19 protein-coding genes are annotated in these 26,805 nt (G+C 40.2%); 3 read left to right on the top strand and 16 right to left on the bottom strand.

From position 1 onward, the window contains the following. Window positions 1-10 precede the first annotated feature (10 nt). The 12 genes from BUC16_RS03105 to BUC16_RS03050 all read right to left on the bottom strand — a co-directional run bounded on the left by BUC16_RS03105 (window position 11) and on the right by BUC16_RS03050 (window position 16,796). On the bottom strand, window positions 11-1,849 hold the full coding sequence (locus BUC16_RS03105; protein ID WP_073367858.1) for an NPCBM/NEW2 domain-containing protein: 1,839 nt from the start codon (window positions 1,847-1,849) through the stop codon (window positions 11-13). Between the two features lie 223 nt (window positions 1,850-2,072). Further along, window positions 2,073-3,482, bottom strand: a complete 1,410-nt coding sequence (locus BUC16_RS03100) for a RagB/SusD family nutrient uptake outer membrane protein (protein ID WP_073367856.1) — start codon at window positions 3,480-3,482, stop codon at window positions 2,073-2,075. A gap of 32 nt (window positions 3,483-3,514) precedes the next feature. Continuing rightward, a complete protein-coding gene (locus BUC16_RS03095; RefSeq protein WP_073367854.1) occupies window positions 3,515-6,670 on the bottom strand; it encodes a SusC/RagA family TonB-linked outer membrane protein in 3,156 nt (1,051 codons plus the stop codon). Between the two features lie 526 nt (window positions 6,671-7,196). Then, window positions 7,197-8,678, bottom strand: coding sequence for an FGGY family carbohydrate kinase (locus BUC16_RS03090; protein ID WP_073367853.1), 1,482 nt, complete (start codon window positions 8,676-8,678; stop codon window positions 7,197-7,199). Window positions 8,679-8,683: 5 nt separating this feature from the next. Continuing rightward, window positions 8,684-9,658 carry an ABC transporter permease gene (locus BUC16_RS03085; protein ID WP_073367851.1) on the bottom strand — a complete coding sequence of 325 codons (975 nt, stop codon included), beginning with the start codon at window positions 9,656-9,658 and terminating at the stop codon, window positions 8,684-8,686. A gap of 11 nt (window positions 9,659-9,669) precedes the next feature. After that, on the bottom strand, window positions 9,670-11,175 hold the full coding sequence (locus BUC16_RS03080; RefSeq protein ID WP_073367850.1) for a sugar ABC transporter ATP-binding protein: 1,506 nt from the start codon (window positions 11,173-11,175) through the stop codon (window positions 9,670-9,672). A 3-nt stretch (window positions 11,176-11,178) separates the two neighbouring features. Continuing rightward, on the bottom strand, window positions 11,179-11,808 hold the full coding sequence (locus tag BUC16_RS03075; protein WP_073367848.1) for a DUF2291 domain-containing protein: 630 nt from the start codon (window positions 11,806-11,808) through the stop codon (window positions 11,179-11,181). 6 nt (window positions 11,809-11,814) lie between these two features. Continuing rightward, entirely contained in the window at window positions 11,815-12,750 is a 936-nt protein-coding gene (locus BUC16_RS03070; RefSeq protein WP_073367847.1) for a D-ribose ABC transporter substrate-binding protein, read from the bottom strand. A 52-nt stretch (window positions 12,751-12,802) separates the two neighbouring features. Then, window positions 12,803-13,774, bottom strand: a complete 972-nt coding sequence (locus BUC16_RS03065; RefSeq protein WP_073367845.1) for a transketolase family protein — start codon at window positions 13,772-13,774, stop codon at window positions 12,803-12,805. A gap of 7 nt (window positions 13,775-13,781) precedes the next feature. After that, on the bottom strand, window positions 13,782-14,600 hold the full coding sequence (locus BUC16_RS03060; protein WP_073367843.1) for a transketolase: 819 nt from the start codon (window positions 14,598-14,600) through the stop codon (window positions 13,782-13,784). 7 nt (window positions 14,601-14,607) lie between these two features. Next, a complete protein-coding gene (locus BUC16_RS03055) occupies window positions 14,608-16,026 on the bottom strand; it encodes an L-fucose/L-arabinose isomerase family protein (RefSeq protein ID WP_073367842.1) in 1,419 nt (472 codons plus the stop codon). A gap of 5 nt (window positions 16,027-16,031) precedes the next feature. Next, on the bottom strand, window positions 16,032-16,796 hold the full coding sequence (locus BUC16_RS03050; protein ID WP_073367840.1) for a DeoR/GlpR family DNA-binding transcription regulator: 765 nt from the start codon (window positions 16,794-16,796) through the stop codon (window positions 16,032-16,034). 273 nt (window positions 16,797-17,069) lie between these two features. On the opposite strand from BUC16_RS03050, the gene BUC16_RS03045 reads away from it, so the two are divergent. Together BUC16_RS03045 and BUC16_RS03040 are read left to right on the top strand one after the other, a co-directional pair. Further along, window positions 17,070-18,194 (top strand): PQQ-dependent sugar dehydrogenase, encoded by a 1,125-nt coding sequence (locus BUC16_RS03045; protein WP_073367838.1) that lies wholly within the window; start codon window positions 17,070-17,072, stop codon window positions 18,192-18,194. 3 nt (window positions 18,195-18,197) lie between these two features. Next, window positions 18,198-18,641 (top strand): c-type cytochrome, encoded by a 444-nt coding sequence (locus BUC16_RS03040; RefSeq protein WP_073367836.1) that lies wholly within the window; start codon window positions 18,198-18,200, stop codon window positions 18,639-18,641. A 230-nt stretch (window positions 18,642-18,871) separates the two neighbouring features. On the opposite strand, the gene BUC16_RS03035 is transcribed toward BUC16_RS03040, so the two are convergent. From BUC16_RS03035 to BUC16_RS03020, 4 genes are all read right to left on the bottom strand, one after another. Beyond that, window positions 18,872-19,837: a glycoside hydrolase family 5 protein gene (locus tag BUC16_RS03035; protein WP_073367835.1), complete on the bottom strand. Its 966-nt coding sequence runs from the start codon at window positions 19,835-19,837 to the stop codon at window positions 18,872-18,874. 10 nt (window positions 19,838-19,847) lie between these two features. Continuing rightward, window positions 19,848-21,086 carry a glycoside hydrolase family 27 protein gene (locus tag BUC16_RS03030; protein WP_073368679.1) on the bottom strand — a complete coding sequence of 413 codons (1,239 nt, stop codon included), beginning with the start codon at window positions 21,084-21,086 and terminating at the stop codon, window positions 19,848-19,850. Between the two features lie 238 nt (window positions 21,087-21,324). Further along, complete coding sequence (gene galA, locus BUC16_RS03025; protein ID WP_073367833.1) at window positions 21,325-24,210, bottom strand: beta-galactosidase GalA; 2,886 nt, start codon at window positions 24,208-24,210, stop codon at window positions 21,325-21,327. A gap of 270 nt (window positions 24,211-24,480) precedes the next feature. Beyond that, complete coding sequence (locus BUC16_RS03020) at window positions 24,481-25,359, bottom strand: helix-turn-helix domain-containing protein (protein WP_073367832.1); 879 nt, start codon at window positions 25,357-25,359, stop codon at window positions 24,481-24,483. Window positions 25,360-25,633: 274 nt separating this feature from the next. Here BUC16_RS03020 and BUC16_RS03015 point away from each other — a divergent pair, with 274 nt between their 5' ends. Then, window positions 25,634-26,779, top strand: a complete 1,146-nt coding sequence (locus BUC16_RS03015) for a glycoside hydrolase family 26 protein (RefSeq protein ID WP_073367830.1) — start codon at window positions 25,634-25,636, stop codon at window positions 26,777-26,779. The last annotated feature ends 26 nt before the right edge of the window (window positions 26,780-26,805 follow it).

Below are 26,805 nucleotides of genomic sequence, written 5' to 3'. Positions count from 1 at the left end.
TCAAATAAAATTATTTCGACACTTTAACTATTTTGTACAAACCCGCTCCGTGCGAATTAATTTCGGGAGCAAACTCGCCCGAAAATTGTCCAACCACTTTTCCAGACCATAAATCGGTTATCAAATAGCTGTCCGAAAGTCCCATGTCTTTAAGGTTTACGGGGATTTTTGAAGTCAGCGGTGGCGGTGGCCCAGAAGGGTCTTGAGTGAATACAAAAAATTTCACCGTGGCACCCACATTTTGCGAAATACAGGCTTCATCCAAACCAACAATTGCCTTGAAACGTGTGTAGCCTTCCGGCAAATCAAATTCAATGATGGAATTGGAATGCGTGCCGATGCCGTTTTCGTATTTAATTTTATTGGTGATCAAGCTATTGCCGGAAACACTTTGGTTCAGCTTTGGTTTTTGCCAGCCTGATGTTGCTTTTCTCCATTTTAAACTGGTTAATTTAATCGAGTCTTTTCCTTTGTACAGGGTTGGTTCAATCCAGTTGGCGTGATCCCAATCGGTATTGTCGCCAGAATCGTTTACCACTAAATACAGTTTTTTGGCATTCGAAATGTCAATATCCAGTTTGGTGCTTTGACTTGTTCTTGACAGCAGTCTGCTGTTCCAAACTGCTTTTTCTTCGGACACCAATTTTTGGTCTGCCGTGTTGAAAACCGCCAAATATTTGGCTCCCGTTTTGGGTTCGTCAGCCATCCAGGCAGCTTTGTCCTTATCCGTGAAAAGCGGTTTGTTGTTGGTGCTTTCATTCAACACTTTCAGCACATTTTTATTCGTCAGCAACGAAAGCGTGAAAGGATCGTTGTCGGGAAGATTCCCTCCAAACATCAACGGCGATTTGAAAATGCTCCATAAAGTCATCAAGGTATATTGCTCGTCCTTGGTAAAAGCCGTCATACGAGGATCTCCTCTTTCTGCCCGGATTCCAATTCGCCCAAGCGGCAACATGTCGCCATCGGGATAAGCACCGTAAGCGCGCCATTTGTTCCAACGCTCAAAGACTTCAAAATGTTCTTTCAATTGTTGCCAGCTGTCCCAAAAATCACCAACGGTACGCCACATATTGGCGTTTTTTTGAACGTGGTCTGCGTGTGCAATTGGCGTTTCCCCAGGGGAAGTGCTCAACACAATTTTGCGTCCCGTACGGTCAATGGCTTTGCGGATCATGTCGATTTCTCCCTCAAAATAAATTGGGGAAGAAAGGTCGTCAATCTTGACAAAATCAAGTCCCCAAGAAGCATACAATTCAAAAAGGGAGTTGTAATATTCTTGTGCTCCCGGCTTGCCCGGAACCACCGTGTACATATCGCGCAACCACTTGCATTGGTCCTTATCAGAGTAAATATCTTTGGCTGTCAAGTTCGTGCCTTTAATGGGCAAGTTTTGTTTTACCGCTATTACGGGAATACCTCGCATAATGTGGATTCCAAACTTCAATCCTTTTTTGTGAAGGTAGTCTGCCAAGGGTTTGAAACCTTTTCCTCCAGCCGCCGAAGGAAATCGGTTTATGGCTGGCATAAATCTGCCGTATTGGTCCAGCACATAATCGGGATCTTTTTCGTTGTATCCGTGTGCTTTATCATTGCCAACATACCATCTGATATCGACCACAATATAATCCCATCCATACGGTTTTAAATATTTGGACATATAATCGGCATTGGCTTTTACTTCTGCCTCAGTAACCGTGGGACCGAAGCAATCCCAGCTGTTCCAGCCCATTGGCGGAGTCGCTGCCCAATCGTGAAAATCTTTTTTGGTTTGCCCCTGAACAGAATAACTGGACGCTGAAAGGCATAAAATGGCGAGTGCAATTTTGCAGAATTTAGATCGAATCATTTGTATGATTTTTTTGGTGAAATAATTTATTTATAAGTGTATTATTTACATTTGTAAATGTAATTTAAAAAAAGGCACAAAAACAAATTAAAATGGCAAAAAAATAGCTAATAAACAACAGATTTTTAGTTTAATCGATTAAGCAAGTTGGTTTTTGTATAACCAAAAAAAGAGGCTGTCCCTTTTCGGACAGCCTCTTTATAATCAAAGTTAAATGCTAATTTTATTTATAAGCCTCATTTTGGGTAATGACACCTGGATTTTGATTAATTACCAAAAACGGAATAGGCAATAATAATTTTGCTTCTGTGGTAGTGATGTTTTTACCACTGCTTTTAATCACGGGAATTGCTCTTCCTGTTCTTATTAAATCAAACCAACGATGGAATTCGCAAGCAAATTCTACCTGGGCTTCATGTTCCAAAGCAAGAGCCACCGTATTGTACTGAGCTGGATAACCTATCGCTCCATAGGCTGGCAAACCAACACGGGCACGAACTTCGTTCAAGTATTTTGGATCCGAAGTGGCTTCTGTCAGCATTAGAAGAACATCTGCATAACGAAGAATGATAAAGTTATTATCCGAAGCTTCCCTTAAACCATTAACGGGAGCTTTTGCATCTTTCCATTTAATTGAGAATTTCACGTTGACCGTTGAACCGCTAGGCGTTTGATACCCATTTTGAATAGAAAGATCTCTCCTTGGATCGGTTGGTTCATAAGCATTCCATAAATCATTGGTAACCTGATTAAATCCGCCTCCCCAAGCCGTAACCACGCGATTGTCAACCGGTGTGAACATGGCCCAATATAAACTGTATGGATTGGATACTCCTCCTTTATATTGAATCTCAAAAATAGACGATGCACCATTTTTCTTGGTTAAATTCCATAAATCGGCATAAGGCACCAAGCTAAACTTGCCATAAACTTTCAACAAAGTTTCAGCAGCTTTTGCTTTATTGCCCACAGTTAGATAAACCTTGCCAAGTAAAGTATTGGCGGCTTCCTGGCTGGCAGCACCCACAAAACGTTGACTTGTTTTTACCGGTAATTTTGCTGCCGCAAATTCAAGATCTTTAATAATTTGGGCATAAACTTGATCTTTTGGCGTGCGTCCTTGTGCATAAGCATCGGCAATACTGATTGGAGTTATGACCAATGGCACATCTCCCCAGGCACGAACCATGTCAAAATAGTATAAAGCACGTAAAAACTTGGCTTCTCCAATTAAGGCATCTCGGCTGGCAAAATCAAGTTTTTCGGCACTGACAATAATATTGTTTACAATATAGATTGACTTATAATAATTGTTCCAAAAATTGTATACCAACTCATTATCGACTTTCATCGTGTGCAATTCGAAGCTTTCATAGTCTTGAATTCTTCCAGCGGCATTATCACTATATGCATTATCGGACATTAACTCGCCATAGAACGAAGGCAAACTTTCAGGACCGTTCAAGAGATAAAGCGAATTATAAGCAGACCACATCGCTGTTTCAATATCCTTCTGGGATTTATAGAAATTCTCTTCATTGGCATTAGAAATAGGCGCTTTATCTAAAAAATCTGAACTACATCCCAATAGGAATAAGTTGCAAAAAAGCATGATATATATTATTTTTTTCATTTTCTTGAGTTTTAAATGATTTTTCTAGATTTTTAAAAACTAACATTTAGTCCAACAGTAGCGGTAAAAGGATTTGGATAAGCTCCATAATCATAACCTACCATTGCACCGGATTGATAAGTACTACTTTCTGGATCATACCCTAAATAATCCGAGAACACATGTACATTTTCCATGTTTACATATAACTTTATGTTGCTTATCTTCATTTTTTCAACCAATGTTTTTGGCAAGTTATACCCTAGACGTATGTTTTGGATACGAACAAATGATCCATCTTCAACCCAGTAACTTGATCCAAAATCGTGAACAGTCGTTGGCAACATACGAGGTTTAGGAATCATTCCGTTTCCAGGTTCAGCATCGGATTTCCAGTAATTGTTCACAACAGAATACATGTTACGATTACCTCCACCTACACCTGATTTCAAATATCGGGCAGTATGGTTAAGAATTTCTCCACCTTGTGAACCACGCAACAAAACGGAAAGTTCAAATCCTGAGTAAGAAAAATTATTGGTCAAGCCCCATTGAAAATTAGGCTGATAGTTACCTAAATAAGTACGGTCGCCAGAATTGATTTTACCATCATTGTTGACATCCCTTACCTTTGGATCACCCGCTTCGCTACCTGGCCATACTGGATATGCTTTGCTGTCCAATTCCGCTTTCGACATAATTACACCATCAACAATATAACCATAATACATACCTATTGCTTCTCCTACAGCCGTGCGCGATGTCATACTACTAACGTTAATATCTATTGGAGCATCACTTACACCCAGTTTCAATACTTTATTTCGGTTGGCAAAAATATTAAAGTCAGTAGTCCATTTGAATTTACCGTCGAAATTGACTGTACCAAGATTTATTTCATATCCCCTGTTTTCGAGTTCCCCGATGTTGGTCAAAGTAGAAGTGAAACCAGAAAGAATTGGAATAGGCACATTAAGCAACAAGTCCTTGGTTTTTGAATAATAGATATCACCATTAAATTTAATGCGTCCGTCAAAAACACTGAAATCAACCCCAAAGTTGGTCTGACCCGTTTTTTCCCATTTCAAATTTTTATCAGCAAAATTTGAAGTGTAAATACCTTGATTCACGGTACCTGAACTTACATACGGGCTATAACCCAATAAACCAATCGATCCGTAGTTTGGAATCGAATTGTTACCTGTTGCTCCATAGCTTAACCTAACTTTCAGATTAGTTAACCAAGAAACATCCTTTAGGAATGATTCTTCAGACATGCGCCATGCAAGCGATCCTGACGGGAAATAACCCCATTTGTTATTGGCTCCAAAACGGGAAGAACCATCAGCTCTAATTGCTGCAGTTGCCAAATATTTACCTTTATAAGAATAATTGGCACGAGCCAAATAAGAAAGCAATGACCACTCTTCTGAAAAAGTGTTACCTGCATTCACGACACCCGCATTCAAGGTATGCACTAAATCATTCGGGAAACTACCCGCCGTCATACTGCTCATGTCTGTACGTTGTTCTTGGGCAGAAAACCCGGCCAATACATTTAAATTGTGGTTTTCATTAAATGTCTTATTGTAATTCACAGTACTTTCGGAAATCCAGTTATTGGATTGCAGTGTTTTGAAATCAGCTTGAGCCGGCACCCATCCCGAGTATCCCCAGTTCTGGCCTGCATTCCAATAGAAATCATGAACCGTGTTCTCAATATTGGAACTCGCAGAAGTTTTAAAAGTCAAATCTTTAATAATATCCCATTCGACAAAAGAAGTGACCATAGATACATTCGTTCTTTTTTCAGCAATTGCTTCCCTTGTCAATGAATAAGGATGCCAAAGTTGGAAACCATATTTAGAAAATGTATTCCAAATAGAAGCAGGATCTTTAAAACCTAGACTTCCCGTTTCAACATAAAGAGGAAAAAATGGATCACTTTGCAAAGCCAAGCCCACCACGTCACTTTTTCCACCTGTACCGTATGGTGCTTCTTTTATGCGGCTAAGACCAACGTTCATGCCTATGCGAACTTTGTCGCTAATCTTGTGCTTGAGATTTGACCTAACATTGATTCTTTCGTAAGTGTTGCTGTCTACAACGCCTTCTGACTTTATATACCCCAATGACGTCATGAATTGTGTTTTCTCTGTACCACCGGAAGCCGACAATTGAAAATTACTGTTTTGTGCAGTTCTCAATGCCACATCCTGCCAGTCAGTTCCATTTCCGATACGGGCAATCCACGCCGGATCAGAAAATTCTACAGGAACAGTCACGTTAAGCCCTCTTGTGGCCGATGGATTTGCAGCAACAATTGTCGCCCATGAATTATTTCTTGCAGCCGTGTTGAAAGCAATAAATTCTGAAGAACTCATCATGTCAGTCTTACGATTGACTTGAGAAAAACCAGACTCAAAAATCGCGTCAATTTTGGTTTTACCTGCTTTCCCTTGCTTGGTGGTAATGATAACAACACCATTTGCCCCCCTTGAGCCATAAATGGCTGCAGAAGATGCGTCTTTCAATATATCAATAGACTCAATATCGTTAGGGTTAATGGAATTCAATGGATTTCGGTTAAAACTCAAATTACTTCCTCCACTAATTCCTGTATCAGTTGAATTGGTTGTACTGTCTTCCAGCGGAATACCATCTATAACATAAAGCGGGGTAGTCCCTGCATTTATGGAAGAAGCACCACGTATTTTTATGGTAGGGGCAAGACCTGGAGCACCTTGGGACTGCGTGATTTGAACACCTGCCGCCTGTCCTCCAAGCGATTGAAGCACATTAGTATTCGACCTACCTTCCAATTTGGCTGCACCAATGGAAACCACCGATCCAGTCAAGTCCTTTTTCTTAACGGAACCGTAACCCACGACCACCACTTCATCCAGCTTAGCGGAATCTTCTTCCAATTTAATCGAAAGATTTACTTGTCCATTTACCGAAACCTCTTTTATTTGAAAACCAATATAAGAAACCACCAATATTGCTTTTTTGCTGCTTACCTTTAATGAAAATTTACCGTCAAAATCGCTTTGGACTCCATTTGTGGTTCCTTTTTCAATAACATTTACTCCTGGCAAGGGTTGTCCAGTACCATCAGTAATTTTTCCATTGATTCCTGATAGTTGTTGTCCGTAAATTGGCATACATAATAATAGTCCTAGAAAAAATAAATAATATTTTACTCTCATTTTTTAGTTGTTTTTTGGTTGTTAATAAAACTTATATTTCACGTTTAGTGAAATTGAATTGCATTCTTTTTGGTTGTTTTTTTTAATTTTTCAATAGGCATTTTTTTTAATTAATAATTTTGTTAAATAAATTTTTATTGTTTTTTTGCCAAATAACCAGATTCCGCAATAACATTCACCCTGAGCGACATAAGTGCCGCCAAGTAGAAGATTCCAAGTCAAGTAAGTCATTCTCTTTGGGCTGTATCTTCCCCAAAGGGATTTTTAAATTCCCTTCATAACTTAGTTCACGATAAAAATTGGTTTTTGATAAATATTCCTCAAATTGCAGATGAATTTGGACTTTGTACCGGAATTTTATCCTCTATGTGACGGGAGTAAAATCGGGTTTCCAATAATCATGACTGGTTACGGTCTTAAGAAACCGATGCCCAATTTCTTGCTCAGAAAAGAGGTTTAAAAAAAATACTTCGAAAATTAGTAGGAGTAGATTTGGGATTTTCATTTTTATTCAAGTTTAAAAAATTCAATAAATTAGACTGTTCCAAACAGCATATTGTTTTCCTGATTCCAAATATTTTCCGGAAGTCAACCCGGGTCTTTGTCCAAACAATTGTTGCACTTCTTCCAAGTTTTTGAAAATTCCTGCAGCCAAACCAGCCAAATAAGCCGCACCCAAAGCCGAAACATCGGGCATCGTGCTTTTAATCACTTTGCTGTCGAGCAAATCCGTCAAGAAATCCATGACGAAATTGTTGGCCGTTATGCCTCCATTGACCATCAATTCCTGGATGGGAACACCGGTATCTTTTTGCATTGCATCCAAAACAGCTTTGATTTGGAACGGAATCGTTTCCAAAGCCGCTCTCACGACATGATTCTTTTTGCAATCGAAAGTCAATCCTTCGATGGATGCTTTCCGGCTCATGTTCCAATAAGGCGCTCCCAATCCGCTAAAAGCCGGCACGATATAAACCCCGTTATTATCTTGAACTGATGTTGCCATCGCTTCGGTTTCCCGGCTTTCGCCAAAGAGTTGCAGTTCGTTTTTCAGCCATTCGATGGTGGAACCACAAGAAACAATCACGCCTTCGAGAGCATAATCAACCCGTTCTTCGGTGCTCCAACAAATGGTCGTTATCATTCCGCTGGCAGACGATTTAGGCTTGTCGCCAATGTTCATCAAGACCGAACAACCCGTTCCCAAAGTGGCTTTGGCCGTTCCGGGATTTAGGCACCCTTCACCAAAAGCCGCCGCATGTGAATCGCCAATCATTGCCGTAATAGGCAATGGTTTTTCGAATAAACCTTCGAAAAGTGATTCCCCATAATGAAACGCCGATGGTTTGGGTTCGGGCAAATTGATCCCTTTCAATCCAAAAATTTCAATTAATTCTGTATCCCATTGCAAATTTTCAAGGTTGAAAATCAAGGTTCGAGAAGCATTACTATAATCCGTTAAATATTTTTGTCCATTAGTTAATTTATACAACAACCAAGTATCAACAGTTCCAAAATAAGCTTCTCCTGATTGTATCTTGTTTTTTACTTCATCATTATTTTGGTTCAACCAAATTAACTTTGTTCCGGAAAAATACGGATCGATGATTAATCCGGTTTTGTTTTTTACTTCAGCTGCAATTCCGTTTTTGGAATTCAATTCTTCACAAATCGCTATGGAACGTTTGCATTGCCAAACCACAGCAGGAGCAATCGCTTTTCCAGATTTGTCCCAAACCACGAAAGTTTCTCTTTGGTTTGAAATTCCAGCCGATTTGATGTCTTCGATTTTTCCACCATTCGCAGTAAACGCAGCCAAACAAGCTTTAACCGAAAGCAACACATTTTGGTAAATTCCTTCGGGATTTTGTTCCACATAACCGCCTTCCAAATAATTGGTTTCGAGGATTTCCGTGGCTTTCGCCAAAACTTCGCCTTTGACATTGAAAATAATGGTTTTCGTGCTGCTGGTTCCTTGGTCTATCGCCAGAATTAAAGAGTTTTCCATAGTCGTTATTCGGCTTTTGAATTTGCTTTGTCAATCATCACGGCCAATAAAATCACCATTCCTTTCACGACTTGTTGCCAAAAAGGAGAAACGTCCAACAATACCAATCCGTTATTTAAAACTCCAATGATAATGGCTCCAAGTACAGTTCCAATGATAGTTCCCCTTCCCCCCGAAAGTGAAGTTCCCCCAATCACGACGGCTGCAATGGCATCCAATTCGTAACTCATTCCCGCATTGGGTTGCGCCGAATCCAGTCTGGAAGTTACCATAATTCCGCCAATGGCAGCAAGTGCTCCCGCCAGCGTATAAACGATAATTTTTACTTTATCAATGTTGATTCCAGACAATTTTGCCGCATTTTCGTTGCCACCAATCGCATAAATATAGCGTCCCAAAGCGGTTTTGTTGGAAATTATCATCGCTGCAATGACAACGACAACCGCAATCCAAACCAAAATGGGAATGCCCAAAAACCAACCCGTTCCGATGTAGGCGAAATTGGTTCCCAAACTTGAAATCGGATACCCTTTGGTCCAAAGCATCGTGAATCCTCTTGCCACGGTAAGCATCGCAAGCGTTGCCACGAAAGGCGGCACCTTGAATTTGGTAATGACCCAGCCGTTAAAAAATCCCAGAAAGGAACCCGTTGCCACGCCTGCCAAAATGGTTCCCAGCAAGGTGAAACCAATAAATAAATCATTTTCCGGAAAAGAGATTCCCGATTTTAAAAGTCCTGCGGCAACCGCACCACTAAAGGCCAAAATGGAACCCACGGACAAATCGATACCAGCAGTCAAAACTACCAATGTCATCCCGACGGAAATGCAGATATTGACCGAAATTTGTCGCAACACGTTCCAACCGTTATCGACAGTAAGGAATTTATCGGACAGAATACTTAGAAAAATGCAAAGCAGCAATAACGCAATGGTCGATTGAAATTTTGCCAATTTTACACGTTGTGAAGTGATATTCATACTTAAATTAATTATATTGTTTGTGGAATGGCGGCTTTCAAAATGGCGTCTTCATTGGCATTAGCCGAACTGAATTCAGCGGTTATTTTGCCTTCCGCCATCACCAAAACGCGGTCAGAAACAGTCAAAATTTCCGGCAGTTCCGAAGAAACTACTATAATTCCAAGTCCCGCTTCGGAAAGTTCCATAATAAGTTTATAAATCTCGTTTTTGGCCCCAGCATCGACTCCTCTTGTGGGTTCGTCGAGCATCAACACTTTGGGCTGGGTCGCCAAGCATCTTGCCAAAACGACTTTTTGCTGGTTTCCGCCACTCAAATTTTTTACCGCCTGATGTGGCGACGAAGTCTTGATTTGCAGGGAATCGATGTATTTATCGGTAAGCGCCAATTCTTTACTTTTGCTCAACAAACCTGCTTTTTGAATCTCGTTCAAGGTGCTGAGGGTGATATTGGTTTTCACGTCCAAACCCAAAACCAAGCCGTCTCTTTTGCGGTCTTCAGGAACCAAAACGATTCCGGATTGAATCGCTTCCCTGGGCGATTTCAATTTTACTTTCTTGTTTTCGATGCTGACGCTGCTCAAACAAGCCGAAGGATGCATCCCTAAAATACACTCCAAAAGTTCGGTTCTTCCCGCTCCCATCAATCCAAAAATGCCGAGAATTTCTCCGCTTTTTAAACTGAAATTCAAGTTGTCGAGCAAAACCCTGTTGGAACCATCCTTTTTTACCAAAGTAAGATTTTCGACATTGAGCAAGTTTTCGCTTTTAGTAATTCTATTTCCTTTTTCGATGATTTTAATATCGCGCCCCACCATTTTTTTGATGATTAAATCGTGGTTCACGCCATCCATTGTGCCCGTTTCGGTAACTTTTCCGTCACGGAGAACAATGTAACTGTCGGCAATTTTGAATAATTCGTCCAGTTTATGGGAAATGTAAACAATGGCTTTGTTCTCTTTTCTCAGGTTTTCGATGATGCCAAAAAGAATCTCCACTTCGTGATCGCTAATTGCCGAAGTCGGTTCATCCATAATAATCACTTCGGAATCAGTCAGCAAGGCTTTGGCGATTTCCACCACTTGTTGTTGCCCCAATTTTAAATCACGGATTAGCGTGTTAGGTTTTACGTCCAACTTGAGTCTTTCCAAAAGTTCCTGCGTTTTCTGGTGCATTCCGTTTTTGTCCAAAAAGCCCCAAGCATTCTCTAATTCCCTGCCCAAAAATATGTTTTCGGTGATGCTCAAGTCGGGAATCAGGTTCAGTTCCTGATGAATAATCGCAATGCCGCAAGCTTGTGCTTCCCTTGGATTTTCGAAACGGACTTCTTCGCCTTTATAGATAATTTTCCCGTCGTATTCCGGATAAACTCCAGACAGGATTTTCATCAAGGTCGATTTTCCGGCACCATTTTCGCCAATGATGGCCGTGACTTTTCCCGGCAATAATTCCATCGAAACATCGCACAATGCCGTGATACCCGAAAATTTCTTTCCTATTTTTTCTGCTGTTAACATTCGCTATTTGGAATTAATTTCGAGTTGCAACGGAACGATTTCCATCTTGTCCGTCTTTGGATTCGATTGGCTCAATTCTATTCCACCCAGAAAAGAAACGGTATTTCCTTCCTGAACTTTCGCCTTAAATGGAGCCACGATTTCGGCTTTTATGAGTTTGTTGATTTCCTCCGAAACATTGTTCAAATCCATCGTGTTGCTGAAATCATCAATGGAAATCAAGCCCGAACAATCCCTCGACGTGTTGCCAAAAATGTATTGGATAGCCAGTTTTATTTCTTCTCCCGAAGCTGTTTTAAGAGTAACAAATTCCTCGTCGATGGCTGTTACTTTGCCTTCTCCTTTGACAAAGAAATATTTGGTGTCTCCCTCATTTTGAAAATGACTAAAGTTTGTGAATGCCTTTTTGGAGTCTGTTTTCATTGCCGAAAGCAAATCCGAAACAGCAACCGCTTCTTTTTTGGCAGCCGGGATTTTCTCCAAAAGATAGGTTTTGGCGTAAGCCTTCGCATCAAAAACAGTCTCTATTTTTGACACCTGCATTTCGCTTATCTTTTTGAAATACACCGCATTGTACAACAGCAACCCAAAAAAGAGCAGTATTAAAAAATACTTTATGGTTTTTTGTAGCATAACCCGTTATTTTTTACCGTAAGCAATGTACTTGTCTATGTTTTCTTTGGTCACCACCTCAACGGCGATAGGCAATTTTTTAGGAAAATCTTTTTTGCCCTTGAAATATTCGTCGGCATAAGTGGCAGCAGTTTCGGCGATAATTTTAGGAAATTGCATGGCCGTGGCAGTCAATTTTCCTTCCTTGATGGAATTGATGGCATCTTCTGCACCGTCAAAACCAAAAACTTTTACTTTGTCGGCTTTGTTGGCTGCAACCAAGGCTTGATAAGCACCCATTGCCATAGCATCATTGCCACAAAAAACACCGTCAATGTCTGGATGTGCCTGCAAAATAGATTCCATTACTTCCATCGCTTTGTTGCGATCGAAATCGGCACTTTGTTGCGCCACCATTTTTAAACCTGGATAATTGTCCACTGAACTATGGAAACCTTTCGAGCGATTCCAAGTATTGTTGTCCGAAACGATTCCCAATAATTCCACATAATTTCCTTTTTTGCCTAATGTATCCACGAACAATTTTCCCAATTGCACGCAAGCAGAATAACTGTCGGAAAGAATTTGTGAAGTCGCCGCATCGGTGGAATTGATTTCCCTGTCCATACAAAACACAGGAATTCCCGCTGCTTTGGCTTTGGTAGCATTGGCAACAGAACCCGCTGCATCTGTCGGATTGAATAAAATAGCGTCATAGCCCGAAGAAATGGCGTTTTCGAAATGGTCGCTTTCCAATGCCGTGTTGTTTTGGGAATCAAAAATCTTGGATTCGTATCCGAGTTCTTTTGCTTTTTTGGCCGCAGTTTCAGCCAAGAAAACAAACCAAGGATTGTTTAAAGTAGAAACCACAATGGCTATTTTTTTTGGTTCTTCTGCCTTGTCAGATTTTTTACAGCTGGTTAAACTGGCAAAAAGCACCAAGGCTAAAATTAATTTTTTCATAAAATTGGGTTATTTTTTGGTTGATAATAGATCTTTTTATTTCGAATAATGATTATGATTTTTTGATTAATTGAAGAGCCGTTTCAGTCAAACCGTCTTCGGAAATACCGTAATGATTCAATATTTCGGTTTGCGAACCCGTAACGGTATATTCGTCTGGAATGCCCACAATTTTGAAAGGTTTATGAAATTGGTTTTCCAATAAAAAAGAGGCACAAGCTTCGCCCAAACCGCCGTAAACACTGTGTTCTTCGACAGTCATAATCGCACCAACTTCATTCGAAAGTGATTTCAACAAATTATAATCCAATGGTTTTATGGTGTGCATACTCACCACCGTGGCTTCAATATTATGCTCTTCTTTTAATTTTTTGGCGGCTTGCAAAGCAGGATATACCGTTTCGCCTGTAGCAATGATTGCCACATCTTTTCCTTTGGCAATGACCCTTCCTTTGCCGAATTCGAAAGTGTTTTCTTTGTCTTCGGTCAAAAGCGGCATTGGTTTTTTTCCAAACCGAAGGTAAAAAGGCTTGTTGATTTGGCTCGCTTGTCGGATGGCTTGTTCGGTTTCGAAATTGTCCGCAGGAGCCACAATTATCAAATTGTTGATGGCTCGCAAAGCCGCATAATCGTGCAAACTGTGATGTGTCGAACCCAAGGCGCCATAACTCACTCCAGCGCTAATCCCAATTAATTTCACGGGATTATCGGAATAAGCCACGTCATTCTTGATTTGTTCGAATGATCGGGCGGCCAAAAAACAGGCTGGCGATACCGCAAAAGTTTTTTTACCAGTCGAAGCCAATCCTGCGGCAACACCCACAAGAACTTGTTCTGCAATTCCTACTTCAATGATTTGTTTTGGATATTTTTTCGCAAAAGGAACCAATTTTCCCGAACCTCTGGAATCGCTGGTAACGGCCAAAATATCTCTGTCGTTTTCAGCCAATTCCTGCAGCGTCGAAGAAAAAACTTCGAGATTTGCTTTGGCATTGTCTGCCGTTATTTCTACATGATTTCCCATTATTCTACTAATTTGCTGCTGCCGTTAATTCTTCAATAGCTTGTGCATATTGTTCCTTGTTCGGAACGCCGTGATGCCAGCTCACTTGATTTTCCATAAAACTCACGCCTTTGCCTTTGACCGTATGCGCAATAATCAAATTAGGTTTCCCTATTTCGAACGGAAGACTGGCGAATGCTTCTTGCAGTGCTTTTACATCATTGCCGTCCAAGTGTTTTACTGCCCAACCAAAACTTTCAAACTTACTGTCAACAGGATCCGTATTGCAAACATCGGCCGTTGGTCCCGAAATTTGCAAAGTGTTTTTATCAATAATGGCGCATAAATTGTCGAGTTTATAATGAGCTCCCGTCAAAGCCGCTTCCCAATTGGAACCTTCGGGCAATTCGCCATCGCCCAACAATGTAAAAACGCGATAATCTTTGTCGTCCAATTTTGCGGCAATGGCTGTTCCAACCGCAAGTGGCAAACCGTGTCCCAAAGCACCTGTGTTTTGTTCGACTCCTTTTACTTTGCGGGTAGGATGCCCAATATAATGGGATTTGTATTGGCAAAGCGTATTCAAATCATCCTCAGGAAAAAATCCAACATCTGCCAAAACCACAAAAAGAGCTTCCACACAATGACCTTTACTTTGAATGTATCTATCTCTGTCTGAAGAAGAAAAAGTTCCCGGACTTACCTTGAGAACGTCATTATACAAAACATTGATGATGTCAATACAAGACAAACTGCCGCCAGTATGTCCAGCATTTGCCCCCACGATATATTTCAATATTTTTTGGCGGTATTGGTTCGATTTTTCTATCAATAATCCTTCATTCATAATGCTTTTATTTTGATTTTGAATGGTTGTACACTTCCCAACCCATATAATTCCCAAGGGCTTCTTCTAGGATAGCTGCGGTTTTGGAAGCATTCATCACCACGTGATGTTCGAAACCATTTTTGCATACGTACTGCATCAAGTCTTGCAATCCGTCGATTTGTGCAACGGCCCTGTTTCCAAAAGTATTTAATGGATCATCGGTCAATTCGCCTTCTCCTATATACACTTTAATTATTCCTTTAGGATCATCGGTACTGATTCTTCCATAAGTCAATGGCGAAGCTGGCGTGCGACCGTCCAATGCACCATAAGTGTTTTCCACTCCAACTGTTGTTCCTAAAATAGGTGCATTACTAATTTGAATATCCGGCAAGAATGATTTTGCCCAGTTGCCACAGTGGAAAAGCACGCATTTTGTATCGTCGTCCGCATAATTATTGTTCCAATCCACCAAAGCACTTGGCGAACCCGAAGCCAATTGCATCGCATACATCGTCAAAGTTCCGGTTACATCCACTTCGCAGGCACTTGGCAACATGTTTTCGCTCATCATGCTCATGCTCGTACACACATTGCAACCGTAATTTTTCTGCAACGAAGTCCAGCATTGAATAGCCGTGGCGTCTAAAAAGTTGTGATCCATAAAGTGTTTCAAGACTACATCCAGTTTCGCAATTTGAATCATTGCTTCATCAGGTGTTTTTCCTTTTGGAGCATAAGCCAAAATTTTGTCCAAATGTTCTTTTACTTCTGGATGGTCTTTGGTTAACTTGTTCGCATTTCCTAGAATTTCGGACAAATCCACGGTAGTTACCGAAATACCGTTGCGTTGCAATATTTTCTCGCTATATCTTACGGTATTAAATCCTCCCGGTCTTGCGCCAACGGCTCCAATTCTTACTTTTCGCAAACCTCTGACCACGCGACAAACAGCCACGAAATCGGTTAGTTCTTTGGCGAAAGCTGGGTCTTTGGGATGTAAAACGTGTTTGTCCGTAAGGGTGTATTTTATTCCGAATTGGTACAAATTGTTGCAAACCGAAATTTTGCCGCACCAAGAATCTCTTCTTCGAGCAACATCCAATTTGGTCAATTCGTCCGGATAGGCTTGAATCAAAACCGGCACATTCAAATCGGCCAATTTCAAGGTTTCGGCCACGCCACGTTCGTCTCCGAAATTCGGAAGGATTACTAACACTCCGTTGATTTCGTCGGCATGTTTCTTGAATAAAGCGGCGCATTTTTGAGCGTCTCTAAAGCTTTCTACTCCGCCTAATTTAGTTTCTTCTTCATCAAGAATTATGTAGTTTAGTTTCAATTTCTCGAATTGTTCTATAACGTCCAATCTGGCTTCGGAAACCAATTTGTCCGGAAAAAAATCTCTATTGCCTATAATGATGCCAATGCTTGCTTTCTGTTTCATATCTTTTATATTGCTACTATTAATTCTATTTCGTTGTCTTTGAATACTTGTTTGTCACGTTCTTTTATTCCTGAATCGGTAATCACGTAATCAATGAGCGATAATGCGCCAAGGCTGGCCAATGAACTTTTGCCAATTTTTGTGGAATCAGCGACCAAAAACGTGGTTTCTGCCGCGTCTATCATTGCTTTTTTAACCACGATATCACTGATACTTGGATAGGTCAAACCTGCTTTTAGGGACAAACCTGCCGTTGCCAAAAAAAGTTTATTGACATTCAACCCCTTAAAAAAATCGGCCGCTTTTTGACCCGTCAATGACAAAGTGGGTGGTTTAAATTCTCCTCCGGTAACGATAAGTTCAATTCCTGGTTCCGTGCCCAACATCAAGGCGATGTTTAAAGCGTTGGTAATCACCGTCAGGTTTTTGAAACCTTTCAATTTCTTGGCAATTTCCGTGGTGGTCGAACCGGAATCCAAGATAATGCTGTCCCCACTTTCGATATAATCCAGACATTTATTGGCTATCGCCTCTTTTTTGTCCAAATTCTCCTGATTCGAAAGCGAAAAACTACGCACCTGATCTTCGATATTTTTCAGATAGGCTCCGCCGTGTTCTCGCAACAACAAACCTTCTTTTTCCATCTTTTCCAAATCTTGTCGAATAGTCACTTCGGTAACCTTGAACAGCTTGGCCAGGTTGATTACTTTGGCAGAACCATCTTCGGCCAAAAGTTCCAATATTTTGTCTTTTCTCTGTTGAGGAAGCATATCAATTTAATATAAAGGGTTATTTGAAACGAAGAAAACACTTTCGTTTATTTTCGTTTTTCAAATATAACAACAAAAAAACAAAGTAAATGAAAATTATAGTTATTTTTTTTATGGTATTAAGAAAAAAAATGAATATTCTAAATTAGCTCAGTAATTATGTCATTCTATTGAGATGCTAGATTAAGTTGCAAAAATTTTATTGGTAGCTGCTTCCTCTTTTATTACCTTTAAAAAAATTTTACATTCCAACGGACTTAAAAATAAAAACTCATGCAAAAAATCACATTTGTCTTTCTTTCGATCCTTTCTTTTGTTTCCCTGGGTTGCAGCGGACAAACAAAACCAAACGACATTCCCATCAAAGAAGATGCGAAAAATTACACTTTAGAGACTGTGGTTGCCAATATTCAAATACCTTGGGGAATGACGTGGTTGCCTGACAGAACCCTGTTGGTCACCGAAAAAAGCGGTACGCTGTATCAGGTCAAAAATGGAGCGAAAACAGAAATAAAAAATGTACCAAAAGTGTACAACCGTGGGCAGGGTGGCTTATTGGACATTGTCTTGCACCCCGACTATGCCAAAAACGGCTGGATTTACATCACCTATTCCTCCGATGAGGGAGAAGGAGAAGGCGGGAATACCAAACTCATTCGAGCAAAATTGCTGGACGGAAGCCTGACACAAATAGAATCGCTTTACAAAGCCACGCCAAACACCACAAAAGGCCAACATTTTGGTTCCAAAATTGTCTTTGACAACGAGGGCTATTTGTATTTTTCCGTGGGAGAGCGCGGCAACCATTTCGTAAATCCTCAAGACATTACCCGTGACGGAGGAAAAATTTATCGCTTAAATGACGACGGAAGCATCCCTAAAGACAACCCTTTTGTAGGCAAGACAGGAGCAAAAGAAGCAATCTATTCTTTTGGTCACCGCAATCCACAGGGAATGGCCAAGCATCCTGTAACTGGAGCTATTTGGACACACGAACACGGTCCCCAGGGTGGAGATGAAATCAACATCATAAAAAAAGCTGCCAATTATGGATGGCCCGTTATTACTTATGGCATCGATTATGACGGAACCACCATTAGCACCCAAACCGAAAAACCGGGCATGGAAAAACCCATTTACTATTGGTTGCCTTCCATCGCGCCATGTGGAATGACATTTGTCACCAGCGACCGTTATCCGGATTGGAAAGGCCATTTACTGGTGGGTTCTTTAAAATTTCAATATTTGGAACTAGTGAAATTAAATGGTACTGAAGTCGTGGGCCGACAAAAAATTGCCACCGACATAGGTCGTTTAAGAAATGTGTCACAAGGTCCCGATGGTTACATTTACATAGGGGTCGAAGGAAAAGGAATACTCAAAATAATTCCCAATTAATTTATGTATACAACCAAACTTTTTATTGGATTTGGACTGTTTTTATTGGGGTGTTTTCCCTCTGAAAATACGGTTCGGCTTTCTACACTAATTTCAAAAAACGATTATACGTTAGTCCAAACAAAAAACCTGGCGCCCGGAAAAGAAATTTATGCTGATTTCTGTATCCAGTGCCACGGCGTGGATGGCAAAGGAACCGACAAGAAAATTCCGCCTCTCGCTGGTTCCGACTGGCTCACAAAAAAAAGAACCCTAAGTATCCATTCCGTTAAATTTGGGCAAAGCGGCGAAATTGTTGTCAATAAAATGAAGTTCAACAACACTATGCCTCCCATGGGACTTTCTAATAAAGAAGTGGCCGACGTGATGAATTACATCATGAATTCTTGGGGCAACAAACAACACAAAACAGTTACGGAAAAGGAAGTGGAAAAAATTCAAAAATAAACGTCTGCAAGCTTGCAGCACTTATTTATTGACCATAAATTGCAGGAATTAATCAATTTATCTTTACGTCAATTCGAGTGTTTTATTAAAAAATACGACAGCTTTTTTTAATAAAATGTATCGAGAATCCCAACATTGTAAACTTCTCTATACAATCCCGATTGCATCGGGATTACTTGAAGAGACGACGAGTTATTATTGCAGTAAAATCAAAAGTAAAATGACATTAATCATTTTCCAGTATTATACTTTCTCAATAATTCTCGTGTTTTCAAACCTGATTCCTTCAAATCTTCGTCTTTCCAATTGCCTTCGGAATGGGCGGATTTTTTGAGCATCGAACAGGTTTCGTCCTTGTCGGAAATAGACCAGGTAATCCAGCTGATTTTTCTTTCTTCCATCCAATCAATGTATTCTTGCCACGACTTGTAATCCATTGGACCATCTCCGGTAGCTTCCATTCCTGCCGATTCCGAAACAAAAATAGGCAAGCCGCTTTGGATTGCCACATCAGTTCTGTCCCTCAATTCTTTTTTGTGGGTTGCTGCATAAAAGTGCATCGTGTACATCAAATTATTATGGCCTTTGATGGGATCGGCAGCCGGAAGATTGACATCTTGATCCCAATGTGGCGAGCCAACCAAAATAATATTGTCGGGATCGTTCGCACGAATCACCTGGATTATGGCTTCGGAATAAACTTTTATTTCTGGCCAAGTTTCATGGTCAGGTTCGTTGAAAACTTCATAAATTACATTGGGATATTTCCCGTATTTCTTGGAAATTTCATCAAAATAGGCTGTGGCTTCCTTCAAATTGACATTATGGCTATGCCAATCGATGATGACATAAATATCGGATTTGATGGCTCCTTTTATGACTGCCTCAATTTTGTCTTTGGAGAATTCTGGTTCCTTTATATAAGAATGCGCTCCTGCTTCGATACCCATTGCCGCACGAACAACATTACATTTAAAATTTTTAGTCAACCAACCAACTGCTTTTTCATTATAGAATCTTGGCCACATACTATGCCAACCCAAACTTACTCCCCTTAAAACAATCGATTTTTGGTTTTTATCCACCAATTGAGTTCCTTTTACGCTAAGTTGCCCGTGTTTTTTAACGAATTGTGCGTTGGCCATACTGCAACTTAATGCGAGCAAAAACAAGATGATTTTAGAATTTAAGTTCATATAATCTAAATTAAGGAATCAATCGTAGCGTAATTACGTCGTGGGAGGCAAGATCGGCGGTGAAATTCTTTTTGGTTGTTCCTGCTTCCTTGTTTTTCCAAAGATTCTTGATTTTGAAGGTCGTTTTATTAAAATCGGCTTCAAAGCCAAAATCGGCATCCTTGATTGGATTTTTCTTCCAATCATAATTGATTTTTTTGGGAGCATCGGTTCGGTTCAAGAAAGTGATTGCCCAATTTCCGTCGGATAAAGGTTTTACCCAAACTTCCAGTCCGTCTTCGGCAGAAAGCTTGAATCCTTGGATTCCCAGTTTGTCCTGATTTACGGCAATGAGTTCTTTATTGGTTAAAATAGCCAAGGTTTCTTTGGACATTTTTCTGAAATCATTTCCGGCAATAAGAGGCGAAGCCAACATGCACCACATCGCGAAATGGGCTCTGTCCTCGGCAATTGTCATTCCGTTGCCTACTTCCATCATGTCAAAATCGTTCCAATGGTCAGGGCCTGAAAATTTGCGGATGTCTTTGCGCATTTCGGCAATTTTCATCACTCCCCATGAAGACCAATTTCCTTCTTTGTGATAAAACTCGCAATCGAAGCACGGGTAAATATCTCCCGAAATTCTCCAAAGGTTTCCTATTGGTTTTCCCCAATTCCATACTTGAGTGTCACCCCATTCGCAAAGACTGAAAATGATGGGTTTTCCGGCGGTTTTGAGTGCGTTGCTCATCGTGGCATAGGCTTCGGGCGCATTGATTCCTGCGGTGTTACACCAATCGTATTTCAAGAAATCGATTCCTAAATTGGCATAAAAACGGGCGTCTTGATATTCGTATCCTCTCGTTCCTGGATAACCTGCACAGGTTTTCGTTCCGGCGCAGTTGTACAAACCGAATTTTAGTCCCTTGGAGTGTACATAATCGATTAGGGATTTCATTCCGCTGGGGAATTTTATTGGGTCGGGAACTAGATTTCCGTTGGCATCACGTTCTTTCGCCATCCATCCATCGTCGAGGACAATATAATTGTATCCTGCGGCAGCCATTCCGGTGGAGACCATAATGTCGGCGGTTTCTTTAACTAGTTTTTCATCGATGTTGGTTTCGAAAGTGTTCCAAGAGTTCCAACCCATTGGAGGTGTCATGGCAAGTCCTTCGAATTTTCCAGAGCCTTGTTTATAGACATTCCCTTGCGAGAAACCCGAAATTGTCATGCTGCTTAAAAGTAATGTGAGAAGTATTTTTTTCATTTTGGTTAGTGTTTGTGGTTTTTTTTTTGGTTTTGTTTTAATTAGAAATCTTTTTTTATTTAAAGATTTGTTGAAAATGTAGGCACGCAGATCTAGCAGATTTACGCAGATTTTTTTAAAAACAGAATAGCCTTGTTTTGCAGGGTTTGCGTGAGGGATGGCAGTGGAGCTCTCCCGATTTTTCATCGGGAAGCGGGAACGTACAGCCCGACCCTTGTGGTCACGCCCTAATTCTTATTTATGGTTTTGTTGCATTTATTTTTATTTCTGCTTTTTTGAGTCCGTTGCCGGTTGCTGTCAATGTGATTTCACCTGTTTCTCCGGTTGACTGCACGATGACTTGTGCCAAACCGCTGAACAGCGTGCGCTTCCATGTTGGTGCCGAAGTGATGATTTGGATGGTTCCGGGATTCGTGTTCACGGTTCCCCATTTATATTTGTAAATTAAAGGAACGGCAACGATGGCAATGGTATTTTTTCCGGCTCGGAGATTGGCTTTGTCGAGCACAAAAGTGTCTCCTTTCTTTTTTTCGGGAATGGCATTGGCGATTAATTTTCCGTTGATGTAAATGGACTGCGATTGCCCGATGCTGTTGTAAAACAGATTGATTTTGGTTTCCCTGAAATTTTCGGGCAAATCAAAATCGGTTCGATAAACAACGGCCTTGGCTTTCTTGCCGAAGATGGTGTCGCGGTTGTCCTTGAAAGCGTTGTCCCAATTGGAAACATCAAGATTATCATCCGTTACGGCGGTTTCTGAAATAGAATTGACGATTTTTTCTTTTAGGTTCGAAATATTGATAACCGTGTTGGTCTCCAAAAATTGGTCGGGTTCCACAGAAGTTGGTTTCCCGTTTCCGACACCAATTATTTTTCCCGGACCCGAAATGACAAAGGCAATTTCGTTTTCGGAAGTGGGTACTCGCAAACCCGATTTGTCTTTGGTATCGACGGTAATCATTGCGATATCCACATTATTCACCTTCATTGTTTTTACATTGGATTCCAAACCAATGGCGACGGCATCGAAAGTGGTTTTTACGGTTTCGGTTAGGGTTTTCTTTCCGTTTTTATAGCCAATAGCTTCCAAAGTTCCTAGTGCGTAATTGACTTTCCATTCCAAATGGCCATTTTTTTCCATAGACTTTTTTCCTAGACTTTTTTTGTTTAGAAAAAGCTCCACTTCATCGCAATTGCTGTAGGCCCAAACATCTATGGGCTGTCCTTCTTTTCCTTTCCAATTCCAATGTGGGAGCAGGTGCAAAACGGGTTCGGTTCCCCACCACGATTTTAAATACCAAGCGTCGTCTTTGTAAAAACCGCATTGATCCAACATCCCAAAATAGGAACCTGTCGCCGGCCAAACATACGGAGTGGGTTCGCCACGGTAGTCAAAGCCGGTCCAAATAAACATTCCAGCCAAATAGGCTCTGGAATCGTAATGTTTCCAACCCTGTTCTATGCTGTGCGCATTGGCCGATTGCGGAAAATCGTAGGCTGGTTTGTATTGCTTTTCATTGTCCTCAAAATAAATACCTCGGGTTGCGAAAGTCGAGCCTTCCTCGGTGCCCCAACTGGCAAGATTTGGAAATTCTCTATGGTGTTTATCGGTAGTTTCCTTGCCTCCGTGTTTGATGTAATTGTAGCCAACAATATCCACGGCAGTTGCAATACCGTTATCCCAATTACCGCTAATTCCAGCCGTTATTCCTCTTGTGGTGTCGATTGTTTTGGCAAAATCCTGCATAGTTCTGGCCATTCGAGCACCAGTGATATTTCCTTCCACTCCCCATTCTTCGTTGGCGATAGACCAACTAATAATGCTCGGATGGTTTCGGTCGCGAAGCATCATTCGCTTTAATTCGTCAAGTTGTGTATTTGTAATTCCCATTAATCGGGTTTCGTCTATCACTACCATTCCTAGACGGTCGCAGGCATCCACTAGTTCCGGTGTTGGCGGATTGTGGGAACATCGATAGGCATTGGAACCAAATGATTTTAAAGCCGCAATTCTAAAATCCTGCAAACCATCGGGCATTGCCGCACCAACTCCTGCGTGGTCTTGGTGATTATTGGTTCCTTTTATTTTAAGATGCTTTCCGTTCAAAAAGAATCCTTCGTTGGCATCAAAACGCAAAGTTCGGATTCCAAAAGTGGTGGTTTGAGTATCTACCAATTCAGTTCCTGCATAGATGTTGGTCACCATTTTGTGCAAATACGGATCATCAACCGACCAAAGTTTAGGATTTGCAACGGCTAATTCTGCACTGAATTCTTTGGTTTCCATTGGTCTCAAATTCAGATTGTCGATAGTTGCAGTAGCGATTGATTTTCCGGCACTGTCGTAAACGGTCTGGACTATTTTGAAATCTTGTATTTTGTTTCCCTCATTAATTACCGAAACTTTAGAAGACAATTCAGCATTATTTTTTTCGAGTTTAGTAGTGCTTACAAAAGTTCCGTCTGCGGGAACGTGTAAAGGGCTGGTCTTGTTCAACCATACGTGGCGGTAGATTCCGGCTCCTTCGTAAAACCAGCCTTCTTCCATCATCGCATCGACCCGAACGGCGATTGTGTTTTCGCCCCCATAATTAACATAATCGGTAACATCATATTCGAAACCCAAATATCCAGATGGGTTGATTCCTAGATAATGTCCGTTGAACCAAACTGTCGAATTGCGAAAAACGCCATCAAAAGCGATATGGATTCTGCGACCCAAATCGGCTTCGGGAATCGATATTTTTTTTCGGTACCAACCAATGCTGGTCTCGGGAAACGGTCTTCCAATATTTTTGAATCCGTGACTGTAACTTGCCTTTTCACTAAAACCTTGTTCCACTGCCCAATCGTGCGGTAAATCCAATTTTCGCCAAGAGCGGTCATCAAAATCGGCAGCAGCTGCTCCGTCACCATAGGCAATTTTGGCCAAATAAGAGAAATAGCCTGTTCCAGTATTAAAATCTTTGGCGGTATCGAAAGGATGACCGAAGGCAAATTGCCAATTTTTATCTATGGAAATGTGTTCCCTGTTCTTACTGTTTGAAGAAGATTGCGAAAAAACAGAGATACAAAAACTAAAGGATATAAATAATAGAAAAGATGTTGTGTGGGTGTTTTTCATTTAATGAATTTTAACGACTTATGTAATATACAATGATAGAGATTCTTGACTAAGAAAAATGATACTTTATTATCAAATTACAATCAAAAATTTAACACAATAGTATTGAAGTTGTCTTAAAACCAAATAATCATTAAACAAACAAATCGAGTTTTTCCCAAGAATTGCTAAAATTGTACAATAAAGAATAAACTGGCAAAGTGAAATTAAGCCAGGGAAAAAAATCTTAAAAAAGCAACAACTTGAACTTCGATTAATAATAATCAAAAATTAAAGAATGCGTTTCAACCCAGAGAAATCTTCCCGATATTGGCTTGGAGTGCGCTTTTTGATTGACTTGAAACTTCTGTTGAAATTGGCAATGTTGTTAAAGCCGGACTTGAATGCAATTTCGGAAATGCTCAAGTCTTTTTCCACCAGCCACCTCGCCGCATACCCTATCCTGATGTCGTTGATGTAATTGACAAAAGTTTTTCCGGTACGCTTTTTTATAAATCGATTAAAGGAGATACTCGTCATGCTGGCCACCCTGGAAACATCTTCCAATGATATTTTTTCGGCAAAGTTTTTTTGCACGTATTCATAAACCAATTTCATTTTGTCGTAATCGTCAAAAATAGCATAATCTACCGTATACGTTGACAATAGCCGCTGATTTCTGGAATTGGCAAGATCATATAATATGGAAGTGATCTCCAAAAAATAATCCATTCCGTCCAGTTTTGATATTTTAATCAGCCTTGGCGTAAGCTCTTCAGCGATTTTTTTCGAAAATAAAATCCCGTGAATGGATCTGTTAAACATGTCTTTTATGGGCCCCATGATCCTTCTGGACAACATCGATTCCGGAAATAAATCATTGTGAAATTGAATGGTGATCTCGTGAATTTGTTTGCTCGAACATTTATTCAACTCCCAACCATGGTATAAATTAGGGCCAATTAGAGCCAATTCGACATCGTCGATTTCTTCGATATTGTCTCCAACAACGCGTCTTACGCCTTTACCATTTAGAATAAAATTGATCTCGAACTCGGGATGATAATGCACCGGAAAATCAAAAGTATCCTTGATCCTGTCGAAAACCAAGAAACTATCCAGTGGAGAAAGTGGCGGTATTTCTCTATAAAAATTTTTAAGATTACTCATTTCGCATTTTTTATATGCAATAATATGATATAAAATTGATAAAATAATATTGTTTCAGATAGAATCATCAAATTATCTTTGAAATATATAATTACAGTATTTTTAGGATTACTATTTATAAAAAACATTAATCTCTTTTAATAAGTCAACTTTTTATAATTTTGACAATACTATTCAAAAATATTTTTGTTTATTACAATTCAAAAATAACCGAATTAACAAACCTGTGGTTAAAAAATGGCCTTTTACGGCTTTCAAAACAACAACCAATTTCATGAGAAAAAAAATAACGGTAATTTGTATCTATTTGTCAATAGGATTCTTATGTCCTTCAAAAGCACAAACCACTGATACTAAATCGTCTCTTTCAGACAAAAAAGCAACACCAGAAACCAAGGTATTGTACAACAATTTAAAAAAATTAAACCATAAAGGAATCCTGTTTGGCCACCAAGACGATTTGGCCTATGGCGTAAACTGGAAATATGAAGCAGGGAAAAGCGACGTAAAAGAAGTTACGGGAGATTATCCCGCGGTGTATGGTTGGGATCTTGCAGGGTTGGAAAAAAAATCAGACAAGAATATTGATGGCGTTCCTTTTGACAAAATGCGACAATACATTAAAGAAGGTCATTCTCGAGGCGGAATTATTACCCTTAGCTGGCATTTCGACAATCCGTTAACTGGAAAAAATGCTTGGGACATTTCTCCAAAATCATTGACATCGGCTTTGCCTGGAGGTGAAAGTCACGAAAAATTCAAGTCTTGGTTGGACGAGGGCGTAAAATTTATTTCAACTTTGAAAGACAAAAACGGAAAACCAATTCCAATTTTATATCGTCCTTATCACGAATTGACCGGGACTTGGTTTTGGTGGTGCAAAAACAATGCTAGCCCGGAAGAATTCAAGGCTTTGTGGAAATTCTCGATGGCGTATTTTCAAGAAAAAGGGATTCATAATTTAATCTATGTGTACAACACGGCTGATTTTAAGTCCAAACAAGAATTCTTGGAATATTATCCAGGATTGGATTATGCCGACGTTTTGAGTTTTGACAAATACCAATACAGCGACCCTACAAAAGACAATTCCTTCGTCGAAAATTGCCAAAGCCAGTTCAAGATAATGGACGAAGTGGCCAAGGAGCAAAACAAAATCACGGCTTTTGCCGAAACGGGTTACGAGGCAATTCCGTTTGACAAATGGTGGACAAATACCTTGATGAAAGCCATTGGCGATTATAAAATTTCCTATGTTTTGGTTTGGAGAAACCACGGCTGGCAGGAAAGCGAGAAAAAAATGCATTATTATGCGCCCTACAAAGGCCAAGTGAGCGAAAAAGATTTTGTCGATTTTTATCATCTGGACCAAATTTTATTCGAGAAAGACCTTGCCAAAGAAAAAATTTATAAAAAATAATTTACTAATCCAAAGACGATAAAACC

The organism is Flavobacterium fluvii (genome assembly GCF_900129545.1).
Lineage (GTDB): Bacteria > Bacteroidota > Bacteroidia > Flavobacteriales > Flavobacteriaceae > Flavobacterium > Flavobacterium fluvii.
Note: the sequence above shows the minus strand (reverse complement) of the source record. Positions and strands in the feature narration are given on the sequence as shown.